General features: G+C 69.4%; 9 protein-coding genes. 6 read left to right on the top strand and 3 right to left on the bottom strand.

The window, feature by feature from the left end:
- Positions 1-16: 16 nt before the first annotated feature.
- The gene (locus B1729_RS00635; RefSeq protein ID WP_163630122.1) at positions 17-2,434 is read right to left on the bottom strand and encodes a PxKF domain-containing protein; all 2,418 of its coding nucleotides are present in this window, start codon (positions 2,432-2,434) and stop codon (positions 17-19) included.
- A 173-nt stretch (positions 2,435-2,607) separates the two neighbouring features.
- Positions 2,608-3,396 carry an IclR family transcriptional regulator gene (locus tag B1729_RS00630; protein WP_163617416.1) on the bottom strand — a complete coding sequence of 263 codons (789 nt, stop codon included), beginning with the start codon at positions 3,394-3,396 and terminating at the stop codon, positions 2,608-2,610.
- Positions 3,397-3,594: 198 nt separating this feature from the next.
- On the opposite strand from B1729_RS00630, the gene B1729_RS00625 reads away from it, so the two are divergent.
- The 3 genes from B1729_RS00625 to B1729_RS00615 are packed head-to-tail and all read left to right on the top strand — an operon-like array spanning position 3,595 to position 6,243.
- The gene (locus B1729_RS00625; RefSeq protein WP_163630120.1) at positions 3,595-4,395 is read left to right on the top strand and encodes a CoA transferase subunit A; all 801 of its coding nucleotides are present in this window, start codon (positions 3,595-3,597) and stop codon (positions 4,393-4,395) included.
- Between the two features lies 1 nt (position 4,396).
- Positions 4,397-5,062, top strand: a complete 666-nt coding sequence (locus tag B1729_RS00620; RefSeq protein WP_204318829.1) for a CoA transferase subunit B — start codon at positions 4,397-4,399, stop codon at positions 5,060-5,062.
- Positions 5,059-6,243 (top strand): acetyl-CoA C-acetyltransferase, encoded by a 1,185-nt coding sequence (locus tag B1729_RS00615; RefSeq protein WP_163630118.1) that lies wholly within the window; start codon positions 5,059-5,061, stop codon positions 6,241-6,243. Before B1729_RS00620 ends, B1729_RS00615 begins: the two co-directional genes overlap by 4 nt.
- 173 nt (positions 6,244-6,416) lie before the next feature.
- On the opposite strand, the gene B1729_RS00610 is transcribed toward B1729_RS00615, so the two are convergent.
- Entirely contained in the window at positions 6,417-6,671 is a 255-nt protein-coding gene (locus B1729_RS00610) for a hypothetical protein (RefSeq protein WP_163617413.1), read from the bottom strand.
- A 137-nt stretch (positions 6,672-6,808) separates the two neighbouring features.
- Here B1729_RS00610 and B1729_RS00605 point away from each other — a divergent pair, with 137 nt between their 5' ends.
- The 3 genes from B1729_RS00605 to ilvD all read left to right on the top strand — a co-directional run bounded on the left by B1729_RS00605 (position 6,809) and on the right by ilvD (position 10,895).
- Complete coding sequence (locus B1729_RS00605) at positions 6,809-8,290, top strand: trehalose-6-phosphate synthase (RefSeq protein ID WP_204260024.1); 1,482 nt, start codon at positions 6,809-6,811, stop codon at positions 8,288-8,290.
- A complete protein-coding gene (gene otsB, locus B1729_RS00600; protein ID WP_163630115.1) occupies positions 8,287-9,081 on the top strand; it encodes a trehalose-phosphatase in 795 nt (264 codons plus the stop codon). Before B1729_RS00605 ends, otsB begins: the two co-directional genes overlap by 4 nt.
- A 95-nt stretch (positions 9,082-9,176) precedes the next feature.
- On the top strand, positions 9,177-10,895 hold the full coding sequence (gene ilvD, locus B1729_RS00595; protein WP_163617411.1) for a dihydroxy-acid dehydratase: 1,719 nt from the start codon (positions 9,177-9,179) through the stop codon (positions 10,893-10,895).
- The last annotated feature ends 18 nt before the right edge of the window (positions 10,896-10,913 follow it).

Here is a 10,913-nt window from a genome sequence, read left to right as displayed (position 1 = left end):
GCGGCGGACGATACCGCTACTTGATCTTGAACTGCGCGCTCAGCTGCGACCCGTCGGCGGTCGTCATCACGACCGTGTAGCACTTGCCGGCTGTCTTCGGGGTCTGCCAGTTCTGGATCCACTGATGCGCTGATGCGTCGTATCGCAGGGTGGTTCCACCGGTGGTGGCGAGCAGGTCGTCACTCGTGGCATCCGTGGGATCGCAGCTGACGCCCTTCACGACGAAGCTCGCGTTGAGCGTCGCGAGGTCGGTGACCTCGGTGGTCCCCGCCAGCACCGTGAACTTGAGCGGCACCGTGGACCCGCCCTTCACGATGTTGATGACCGCATTTCCCATGTCGACCGGCTTGTAGAAGCCGTTCAGCGTCCACGCCTCGATCGCGAAGGTCGCCGAGCCGTTGCTGCCCAGGTGGTTCGCGTCCCCCGGATAGACGGCGGAAGCCGTCGCGGTGCCCACCGACGTATTGTTCGCGTACACGACCGGGGTCACCGCCTGGTCGAGCCCACCAGCGCCGGTCACGCGCGCGGTGCACGGGGTGATCGCCGAACCGGTGAACGGGATCGCCGCTGTCGGGCACGTCACCACCGTGACCGAGGGTGCCCTGGCGATCTGGAAGCCACCGGAGACATTGCTTCCCACGTGGTTCTGGTCACCCGCCCACGCTGCGGAGGCAGAGGCGCTTCCGGCGTCCGTGTTGTCCGTGTAGCTCACGTCGGCCGCGAAGTCCGCGAGGCCGACCGCCGAGACGGTGGCCGTGCAGGGCGTGTGCGGCGCACCGGTGTACACGACCGACGCCGGGCAGGTGAGCGTGATCGACGAGGACGCCTTGTCGATCACGAAGGTCGTCGCGTCCTGGCTCGGCTCGTGATTGGCGTCGCCGGCGTACTGGAACGACACCGACGCGTTCCCCGCCCCGACGTTGTTCGCGTACGACGGCTGGAAGCTGGCGTCCAACCCGCCCGCACCCGTCACGCGGGCCGTGCACGGAGTGATCTCGCTGCCGGTGTAGGCGTTGGGCTCGGTGCACGTGATCTTCGTGGTGGTCGCCGCCTTCGCGATCTCGAACGTGGTGGATGCCTCGCTCGCCTTGTGGTTGATGTCGCCGCCGTAGATCGCCTTCGCGGTCGCGGTGCCCGCATCCGTGTTGGCGGTGTAGGTCACAACGACGTCCTCCGACAGCCCGCCGGCCCCGGTGACGGTCGCCGAGCACGTCTCCTGCGCGGCGCCGGTGTAGACGGTGTCGGAGCACAGGAGCGAGACGGAGGACGCGGCCTGGTCGATGCCGATCGTGACCGATCCCGACTGCGAGGCGTAGTTCGACAGGTCGAACGACCAGTAGGCGGTGCCGCCCGGCACGTCCGTGAAGGACGCGCCGAGGTCGAGCCCGGCGCTGACGTCTGCCCCGCCGATGCCGGTGCACGATCCGGTGGCCCCGTGGGCGTCACCGTCGTACTCCGCGGCGTAGCCCGTGACCTCGCAGCTGGCCGAGGCGGCCAGGATCTCGAACGTCGTCTCGTCTGTCGAGCCGGCGTGGTTCTCGTCGCCGCCGTAGATCGCCGAGGCCGTCGCCGTGCCGGCGTTCGTGTTGGCGATGTACGTCGGCGCGAGTTCCTGTGCCAGGGATGCGCCGGTCACGGTCGCGGTGCAGGGTGTGAGGGCCGAGCCGGTGTAGGTGACGGACGCCGGACACTCCACCGTCGTCGTGGACGACGCCTTGGTGATCTGGAATGTCGCATCCCCGCTACTCGGTTTGTGGGTCGCGTCACCGGCGAACGCGGCTGCCGCGCTGGCGGTGCCCACATTCGTGTTCGCGGCGTGCGTCACCGCGAGTGTCTGCGAGAACCCTCCCTCACCGATCACGGTCGCCGTGCAGGGTGTGAGGGCAGAACCGGTGTAGACGATCGAGGCCGGACAAGAGACGGTCGTCGTGGTGGCGGTAGCGACGTTGCAGGGACCGACCTTCCAGCGGACGGTGAGCAGGACGGGACCGACCGAGATGCCGTTGCCGCCGCCGTTGACGCCTGTTCCGGAGAACGACACCGTGCCGGTGAAGTCGCCGGAGACGGAGGTGTTCGGTGCCAGGGTGGCAGTCGCACCGGTCGGCGTCAGGGTGTTGTTGGGATACGCCACCGTGCCTTGCCAGTTCGTCGGCACCTTTATGTCGCCGGCCGTGCCGGGGGCAACGGTCACCGACACCGGGGCGGAAGTGGTCGCGCCCACGTCCACGAAGCTGTCGTTCATGAAGACCTGTTGACCGGAGCCGGTGTGGCCGCTGCTCTTGACGTAGAGCGCCACTTGTCTCGTCGCGGTCGCGCCACAGGCGAGAGTGCCGAAGTCGATATCGGTCTGCGTCCCGATCGCTATGGTGTCGCCGTCGACCACGATGTCGTCCGCGAGCGCGGCTCCTCCGATCGACACGAGTATCGCGGTCACCGCTACAGCGACGGCGGACAGCACCGTTGAGCGCATTTTCATTTGTATCCCTCCCCAGGGGTACTGCAAGTGCCCGCCGCATCCCCATGAGCGACGGATGTCGCTCACCATAGCTGAGAGATGCCTCCGTCCGACAGGGAAACGGCATCCGAGTTCTGCGCGAGCGAGACGACTCAGCGACCCGCGGCGATGCGCGTGGTCAGCTGGTGGGCGTGGGCCAGGAGGGTGCGGCCGAGTTCGGGGAGGCGCTCGGGACCGAACCGGAACTCCACCCCTGTCAGGCTCAGCGCCCACTGGGGGTGGCCCTCGCGGGTGAAGACCGCGGCGCCGATGCCGTACGAGCCCTCGACGATGAGGCCGGGGTTGACGGCGTAGCCACGTTCCTGCGTGTCGCGCAGCCGCGTCCGCAGCCGCCCTTCGCTGTGCGCGGCCCCCCATTCACGGGGCAGCTCCGGATGACGCTCGAAGTACGCGTCCACATCGTGGGGCGGCAGGAACGCGAGGATCGCGAGCCCGGCCGAGGCGACGCCGAGCGGGAAGCGCACGCCCTCGGACAGCACGAACGAACGGATCGGGAAGCTGCCCTCTTCGCGCAGCAGGCACACGGTTTCGTCGCCCCGGCGCACCGAGAGGAACGCGCTCTCCTCGGTGCGCACCGCGAGGGAGCGCACGATGTCGCGGGCGATCCCGGTCACGTCGTAGCGGGATGCCGCCACGGTGCCCATCAGGAACAGCTCTGGTCCCGGCATCCAGCGTCCGGTGCGGTCGTCCTGATCGACGAGTCCCTCGTGACGGAGGGCGGTGAGGAGCCGGTGCGTGGTGGGTCGAGTGAGGTCGGCGCGACGCGCGAGCTCGGCCGCCGGCATCCCGTCGCTCCCCGCCGACGTCACCAGCCGCAGCAATTGCGCGGCCCGCGCGATCGACTGGGCGCCCGGAACGGTGCGGTTGGCTGCGGTGTCCACAATATGGACGGTACGTCGCACAGTGGCCACATGGCAAGCGACGCCCTGGCGGGACGAGGGGATCGAGCGGAGGATCGTCTGCAGAACTCCACGCTCAGCGCGTCATTCGACGGCGATCACGCCAACTCGGTCACGTGGCGCGACGATCCCGTGGAGTTCTGCAGACGTCATCACGGCGGGTTCATGCGAAGGAGCAGAATGATCGACAAGACCTGGGGCTCGGCGGCCGAAGCGGTCGCCGACATCCCCGACGGGGCGTCTCTGGCGGTGGGAGGGTTCGGGCTCTCGGGCAACCCCATCGCGCTCATCGAGGCACTGCTCGCGCAGGGCACGAGCGACCTCAGCATCGTGAGCAACAACTGCGGCGTGGATGACTGGGGCCTCGGCATCCTGCTCAACGCCCAGCGCATCCGCAAGATGACGTCGTCGTACGTGGGCGAGAACAAGGAGTTCGAGCGGCAGTTCCTCTCGGGCGAGCTCGAGCTCGAGCTGACGCCGCAGGGCACCCTCGCCGAGAAACTGCGGGCCGGCGGCTCGGGCATCGCCGCCTTCTTCACGCAGACCGGCGTCGGCACCCAGGTCGCCGAGGGCGGGCTTCCGCGGCGCTACGCCGCGGACGGCAGCATCGCCGTCGCCTCACCCGCCAAGGACGTCCGCACTTTCGACGTCGCGGGTACGAGTCGCCCGTACGTCCTGGAAGAGGCGATCGTCACCGACTTCGCGCTCGTGCACGCGCTCAAGGGCGACCGCCACGGCAACCTCGTCTTCAACAAGGCGGCGCGCAACTTCAACCCGCTCGCCGCGATGGCGGGCCGCGTCTGCATCGCCCAGGTCGAGGAGCTCGTGGAACCGGGCGAACTCGACCCCGACAGCATCCACCTCCCCGGCATCTACGTGCACCGCATCGTGGAGGTCGGATCCGACACCGAGAAGCGCATCGAACGACGGACGGTCTCCGTGGCCCAGGCCGCCGCCCGCGAGATGCCGGAAGGAGCCTGACATGCCGCTCACCCGCAACGAGATGGCCGCGCGCGCCGCGCAGGAGCTCACCGACGGCGCCTACGTGAACCTGGGAATCGGACTGCCGACCCTCGTGCCGAACTTCGTGCCCGACGGTGTCACGGTGGTGCTGCAGTCCGAGAACGGCATCCTCGGCGTCGGTCCTTACCCGACCGAGGAGAACGTCGACCCCGACCTCATCAACGCCGGCAAAGAGACCGTGACCACGCTCCCGGGCGCCGCGTTCTTCGACTCGGCCACGAGCTTCGGCATGATCCGCGGCGGCAAGATCGACGCCGCGATCCTCGGCGCCATGCAGGTCTCGGCGTCCGGCGACCTCGCCAACTGGATGATCCCCGGAAAGATGGTGAAGGGCCCGGGAGGCGCCATGGACCTCGTGCACGGCGCCGCGAAGGTGATCGTGCTCATGGAGCACGTCGCGAAGGACGGCTCCGCCAAGATCGTGAACGAGTGCTCGCTGCCCCTCACCGGCCGCGGTGTGGTCGACCGCATCATCACGGATCTCGCGGTCATCGATGTGACGGATGCCGGACTCGTGCTGGTCGAGACGGCTCCCGGTGTGACCGTGGCAGAGGTCGTCGCGGCGACCGAGCCGGAGCTTCTCGGCACATTCGAACTCAGCGACGATCTTAAGGTGGAAGCATGAACCACGACGACGTCGTCATCGTCGCCGCCGCGCGGACTCCGCAGGGGCGGCTGAAGGGCCAGCTGGCTTCGCTCACCGCGGTGCAGCTCGGCAGCGCCGCCATCCGCGGCGCACTCGAGCAGGGCGGAATCCCGGCCGATGCCGTGGATGCGGTGCTCGTCGGCCAGGTGCTCGCCGCCGGCAGCGGGCAGAACCCCGCGCGCCAGGCGGCGGTCGGTGCCGGCATCCCGTGGGAGGTCCATTCCGGATCGGTCAACAAGGTCTGCCTCTCGGGCCTCACGGCGATCATCGACGGAGCGCGCATGCTCGCTGTGGGCGACGCGACCGTCGTTGTGGCCGCCGGCATGGAGTCGATGACCCGCTCGCCCCACCTCCTGATGGGCTCGCGCGACGGCTGGGCGTACGGCTCGATCGAGGTGCTCGACCACATGGCGTTCGACGGACTCACCGACGCCTACGACCGGGAGAGCATGGGCGCTTCGACCGAGCGGCACAACGAGCGGTTCGAGATCAGCCGCGAGGCACAGGATGCCGTGGCCGCACGTTCGCACCAGCGGGCCGCCGCGGCGCAGGCTGACGGTGTGTTCGACGCCGAGATCGTGCCCGTCGAGATCCCGCAGCGCAAGGGCGACCCGATCGTCGTGACGAAGGACGAGGGCGTCCGGCCCGAGACGACGGTCGAGACCCTCGCGGGCCTGCGGCCGGCCTTCTCGCAGGGCGGCTCGATCACGGCGGGCAACTCGTCGCAGATCTCGGACGGCGCCTCGGCCGTCGTGCTCACGACGCGGTCCCACGCCGACGAGAACGGCTGGAACGTCCTCGCCGTCGTCGGAGCGTCTGGTCAGGTCGCCGGCCCCGACAACTCGCTGCACGCGCAGCCGGCACGGGCGATCGAGAAGGCGCTGACGAAGCAGGGGATCGCGGCTTCCGACCTGGACCTCGTCGAGATCAACGAGGCCTTCGGCGCCGTGGTCGCGCGCTCTCAGGCCGAGCTCGGACTCTCCGACGACATCGTCAACCCGCATGGCGGCGGCATCGCGATCGGGCACCCGATCGGGGCATCCGGCAACCGCCTCGTCGTCCACGCGGTGCACGAGCTCGTCCGTCGGGGCGGGGGCACGGCCGCGGTCGCGCTCTGCGGCGGCGGCGGTCAGGGCGACGCGCTGATCCTCACCCGCTGACCCGAGGTCTCGGTCGTTGAGTGAGCGAGGAACGTGGTCGTTGAGCGAGCTTGCGAGTCGAAACGCAGTTCACACGGCGCACCTGGGTGGCTCGAGCGCTTCGTCTCGGTCGCTGGCGCTCCCTCGCACAACGACCGGAACTTTGCTCGCGGGGCGCTGACTGCGAGCGCGGGTCAGCGGTCGAGGCGGCGCTTGAGGAGCTTCTTCTCGCGGCCGTGGACGGGGGAGTCGTTCGCGATGACCCCGCCACGTGATGCCCGTCGCACGTCGACGATCGCGCCGATCGCGAGGGCCAGCGTGATGCCCCAGCTGAGCCACCCGAGTGCCATGCGCCAGGTGAAGGGCTCGTTCTCGCGGAGACCCCTCAACAGCGTCAGCCCGCCGGTGAACGCGGTGAGGATGCCGGTGCCGAAGACGTACTTGCGCATGAGGCCACGTTAGCGCGGCAGCCGTGGCGGGCGCGCCCCTTGACATGGGCACGCCTCGCACGTCAAGGGCGCTCGGGCCGGAGGGCGCGCTGTTAGCCTGGGCCCGTTGCCGAGTCCACGAACCGTCAGGAGACCGCGTGACAGACCCCCACCCTCCGGCCGCGCCCGAACGCATCGCCGAACTGGTCGTCGTCGCCAACCGCCTTCCCGTCGATCGAGTCGTGGACGGCGACGGCGAGGCGGGATGGCGGCGCTCGCCCGGCGGGCTCGTGACCGCGCTCGAGCCGGTCATGCGACGTGCGGACGGCGCGTGGGTGGGATGGCCGGGCCAGCCCGACATCGAGGTCGGCCCGTTCGAGTTCGAGGGCACGCATCTCGTGCCGGTGATGCTCACTTCCGAGGACGTCGAGCTCTACTACGAGGGCATGTCGAACGACACCATCTGGCCGCTCTACCACGACGTCATCGCCGAGCCGCGGTATCGCCGGGTCTGGTGGGATGCGTACGTCAAGGTGAACCGGCGCTTCGCCGAAGCCGCCGCCGCGGTGGCCGCGGACGGCGCCACCGTGTGGGTGCAGGACTATCAGCTGCAGCTCGTCCCGCAGATGCTGCGCGAAGCGCGCCCCGACCTCACCATCGGCTACTTCCACCACATTCCCTTCCCGGCATACGGGCTGTACTCCCAGCTGCCGTGGCGCCGCCAGGTGCTCGAGGGGCTGCTGGGCGCGGACGTCATCGGGTTCCAGCGTGTCGCGGATGCCGGCAACTTCGCCCGCGCCGTGCGTCGTCAGCTGCGCTACGACACCAAGGCATCGGGCATCACCGTCCCCCGCCCGGACGGCACCAGCCGACGCGCGCTGGCGAAGGCGTTCCCCATCTCGATCGACGCCTCTTCGTACATCGAGCTCGCCCGGCGCGACGATGTGCGGGCGCGGGCGAAGGAGATCCGCGAGAGCCTGGGAAACCCGAGGAAGATCCTGCTGGGCGTCGACCGGCTCGACTACACCAAGGGCATCCGCCACCGGATGAAGGCCTTCGGCGAACTGCTGGAGGACGGCAAGATCGCCGTCGAGGACGTGACGCTCGTGCAGGTCGCGAGCCCGAGCCGGGAGCGCGTCGCGGCCTACATGCAGCTCCGCGACGAGATCGAGCTCACCGTCGGCCGCATCAACGGCGACCACGACACCATGGGCCACACCGCGATCCGCTACCTCCACCAGGCCTACCCCCGCGAAGAGATGGTGGCGCTGTTCCTCGCGGCCGACGTCATGCTGGTCACCGCGCTCCGCGACGGCATGAACCTCGTGGCCAAGGAGTACGTCGCCTCCCGCATCGACAACCGCGGCGTGCTGGTGCTGAGCGAGTTCGCCGGCGCCGCCGACGAGCTCCCGAGCGCGGTGCGCATCAATCCTCACGACATCGACGGAATGAAGGACGCGATCATGCGCGCCATCGAGATGCCGTCCGCGGAACAGGGCCGCCGCATGCGGGCACTGCGCCGGAAGGTGGTCGAGAACGACGTCGCCCGCTGGTCGCGGTCCTTCCTCGACGCCCTCGACGGCGCCCGCGAGCGCAACAGGTTCCCCGCCCTCAACCGGGCGGCGGAGGCGAACGCATGACGCTCGATCTCGCCGACGACGTGCGCGAAGCGATCGCCGGCATTGCGGCATCCGATCTTCTGCTCGTCGCGCTGGACTTCGACGGCACCCTGTCACCGCTCGCGGACGACCCGATGGCGGCACGGATGCTGCCTGCCGCGCGCGACGCGGTGAGGGCCGTGGTCGCCGCACCCGACACCGTCGTGGCGCTGGTCTCGGGGCGCAGCCTCGTCGACCTGCGGGTGATCGCCGAGCACGACGACACGTCGCGCGTGCTGCTCGCGGGATCCCATGGTGCGGAGTTCTGGAGCCCGGACGAGGGGCTGCGGACCCATGGCGAGGACGAGGCCGATGTGGCGCTGCGCGACGCGATGCGGGCGCATGCCGAGGCTGCGACCGCGCACCTGGACGGCGTCTGGATCGAGCCGAAGACCTTCGGGTTCGGCGTGCACACCCGACGCGCCACCGCCGAGGCCGCCGCAGAGGCGAATCGCCTGGCCGATGAGATCGTCGCGGCGGAGGCCCCGCACTGGCGCCGGCGCACCGGACACAACATCGTCGAGTTCGCCTTCCGTCACGAGGGCAAGGACTCCGCGATCGCGGAACTGCGGGAGCTGATGGGCGCCACGGCCGTGCTCTTCGCCGGTGACGACGTCACAGATGAGGATGCCCTGGCGAGCCTGGGCGCCGATGATCTGGGCGTGCGGGTCGGTGACGGCCCGACAGCCGCCGCCGTGCGCGTGCCCGACATCGCCGCACTCGCCGACCTCCTGACGCTGCTCGCGTCAGAGCGTGTCCGCTTGCGCAGCTGAGCCTCGCGGCCGGCTGTCCCTCGGCCCGAGGCGGCGTGCACCCGGGAATCCGAAACCTCGGGAGGGCGATCCGCCGCGCGGCATAGAATCAGACAATGGCCCAGCCCCCTTCGCCCGCTGACAACACCATCGATATCAAGCCCCGCAGCCGCGTCGTCACCGACGGCATCGAAGCCACGACGTCGCGCGGCATGCTCCGCGCCGTCGGCATGGGGGATGCGGACTGGGACAAGCCGCAGATCGGCATCGCGTCGAGCTGGAACGAGATCACTCCCTGCAACCTGAGCCTCGACCGGCTCGCACAGGGCGCCAAGGAGGGTGTGCACGCCGGCGGCGGGTACCCGCTGCAGTTCGGCACGATCTCGGTGTCGGACGGCATCTCGATGGGCCACGAGGGCATGCACTTCTCGCTCGTCTCGCGTGAGGTCATCGCCGACTCGGTCGAGACGGTCATCATGGCCGAGCGCCTCGACGGCTCGGTGCTCCTCGCCGGCTGCGACAAGTCGATCCCCGGCATGCTGATGGCATCCGCCCGGCTGGACCTGTCGAGCGTCTTCCTCTACGCCGGCTCGATCGCGCCCGGCTGGGTCAAGCTGTCGGACGGCACCGAGAAGGACGTCACGATCATCGACTCGTTCGAGGCCGTCGGCGCCTGTCTCGCGGGCAAGATGAGCGAGGCCGACCTCAAGCGCATCGAGTGCGCGATCGCGCCGGGCGAGGGCGCGTGCGGTGGCATGTACACCGCGAACACGATGGCCTCGGTCGCCGAGGCGCTGGGCCTCAGCCTCCCCGGCTCCGCAGCGCCGCCCTCGGCGGACCGCCGCCGCGACTACTTCGCCCACCGGTCGGGCGAGGCCGTCGTCAACCTGCTGCGTCAGGGCATCACCACGCGCGACATCCTCACCAAGGAGGCGTTCGAGAACGCCATCGCCCTCGCGATGGCGCTCGGCGGCTCCACCAACGTGGTGCTGCACCTCCTCGCCATTGCCCGCGAGGCCGACGTCGACCTGAGCCTGCACGACTTCAACCGCATCGGCGACAAGGTCCCGCACGTGGCCGACATGAAGCCGTTCGGCAAGTACGTCATGAACGACGTCGACCGCCACGGCGGCATCCCGGTGATCATGAAGGCCATGCTCGACGAGGGCCTGCTGCACGGCGACGCGCTCACCGTCACCGGCAAAACCCTCGCCGAGAACCTCGCCGACCTCAACCCCGACCCGGTCGACGGCACCGTCATCCACACGTTCGACAACCCGATCCACGCGAGCGGCGGCATCACGATCCTGCACGGCTCGATCGCGCCGGAAGGCGCCGTCGTGAAGTCGGCCGGCTTCGACGCCGACGTGTTCGAGGGCCCCGCGCGTGTGTTCGAGCGCGAGCGCGCCGCCATGGACGCCCTGGAGGCCGGAGCCATCCAGGCGGGCGACGTCGTGGTGATCCGCTACGAGGGTCCCAAGGGCGGCCCCGGCATGCGCGAGATGCTCGCCATCACCGCTGCCATCAAGGGCGCGGGGCTCGGAAAAGATGTACTACTCTTGACGGACGGACGATTCTCAGGCGGCACAACCGGCCTGTGCATCGGCCACATAGCACCCGAAGCGGTGGACGCTGGTCCCATCGCCTTCGTGCGCGATGGTGATCTGATACGGGTCGATATCGCGGCTCGCACTCTCGACCTACTCGTCGACGAGGCTGAGCTTGACTCCCGCCGCTCTGGCTGGGAGCCGCTTCCTCCGCGCTATACCCGTGGCGTTCTTGCCAAGTACTCCCGACTCGTGCGCTCCGCTGCGGAGGGCGCGACCACCGGTTGAGCCTGGTTTCCGGCATCC

This window comes from Microbacterium sp. B35-04 (assembly GCF_010634885.1).
In the GTDB taxonomy this organism is placed as follows: Bacteria; Actinomycetota; Actinomycetes; order Actinomycetales; family Microbacteriaceae; genus Microbacterium.
The sequence above is the reverse complement of the archived record's forward strand: the minus strand, read 5'-3'. Positions and strand labels throughout refer to the sequence as shown.

What these genes read in the sequence shown, in the direction of transcription:
- B1729_RS00625 (WP_163630120.1), top strand. Translation starts at nt 3,595, where the DNA reads ATGATCGACAAGACCTGGGGCTCGGCGGCCGAAGCGGTCGCCGACATC.
- B1729_RS00620 (WP_204318829.1), top strand. Translation starts at nt 4,397, where the DNA reads ATGCCGCTCACCCGCAACGAGATGGCCGCGCGCGCCGCGCAGGAGCTC.
- B1729_RS00615 (WP_163630118.1), top strand. Translation starts at nt 5,059, where the DNA reads ATGAACCACGACGACGTCGTCATCGTCGCCGCCGCGCGGACTCCGCAG.
- B1729_RS00610 (WP_163617413.1), bottom strand. Translation starts at nt 6,671, where the DNA reads ATGCGCAAGTACGTCTTCGGCACCGGCATCCTCACCGCGTTCACCGGC.
- otsB (WP_163630115.1), top strand. Translation starts at nt 8,287, where the DNA reads ATGACGCTCGATCTCGCCGACGACGTGCGCGAAGCGATCGCCGGCATT.
- ilvD (WP_163617411.1), top strand. Translation starts at nt 9,177, where the DNA reads ATGGCCCAGCCCCCTTCGCCCGCTGACAACACCATCGATATCAAGCCC.